Genomic DNA, 790 nt, shown 5'->3' with positions numbered 1-790 from the left:
TAATCTTGAAAAAGATAGGAGAGTAAATGAGAATAGATTATGAAGCATTAACAATTAAGCCAAAAGTTTTTGGGACAATTTTTGCATTGTGTTTATTGGCAATGATTTTTCTAATGGTTACTTTTCTATGGATACCTATAGGTATTTATATAAAAAATTTTCTACCTAGCTACTTATCTTTATTTTATGTAGTTGTTAGTCTTTTTGCTTTTGGTGTTTTGGTGAAAATTTTTAGCTTATTTGTTACAATGTTTTTTGTAAAAGATAAAATGAACAAATTGAGAAGCATGAATGAAACGCTGTCGTATTTATTATTATCATCTTTAGCGGGAGCTGCTTTTACAGCTTCTCAGTCATTTTTTTCATTAGAACTATTTTTAAATAATAAACCTTATAATCCTGATAACATGATCTCGGTTGCATTATTTAGCTTAGGCAATTATTTTGTTGAAAATTCATATTTTTATTATTTATTGGGAGCTTCTTTGATAGCTTTTTTGTTTTTTAGGTTTTATTTGCTAAGAAATAAAATAGTATTAGAATTAGAAACAAAAGAAACTACAGAAACTACATTCTCGGAAAAGGAAAAATTCTATCTTAGTCTATTAGCTTGTGTAATATTGATATTTGTTACTATAGGGGCATTTTTTATGTTATTTTGGTTTTTAGTTCTATTGATAAATAAATAATTATATAAAGGAGAAACAATGAAAAAACTTATGATTTTACCGTTGCTAGCAACTCTAGCCTTAGCTGATTATACTCAATACAAACCAAGTGAAGATTTTGC

1 protein-coding gene and 1 pseudogene are annotated in these 790 nt (G+C 26.5%); both read left to right on the top strand.

Annotated elements, in window-relative coordinates; translation table 11 throughout:
* The first annotated feature begins 26 nt into the window (after positions 1-26).
* Positions 27-689 (top strand): hypothetical protein, encoded by a 663-nt coding sequence (locus CCO88_RS09295; RefSeq protein WP_002840458.1) that lies wholly within the window; start codon positions 27-29, stop codon positions 687-689.
* Between the two features lie 18 nt (positions 690-707).
* Positions 708-790 (top strand): annotated as a pseudogene (locus tag CCO88_RS11000) (DNA/RNA non-specific endonuclease); the annotation flags it as partial.

Origin of the sequence: Campylobacter coli LMG 9860, from assembly GCF_000254135.1 — a bacterium.
Classification (GTDB): domain Bacteria; phylum Campylobacterota; class Campylobacteria; order Campylobacterales; family Campylobacteraceae; genus Campylobacter_D; species Campylobacter_D coli.
Note: the sequence above shows the minus strand (reverse complement) of the source record. Positions and strands in the feature narration are given on the sequence as shown.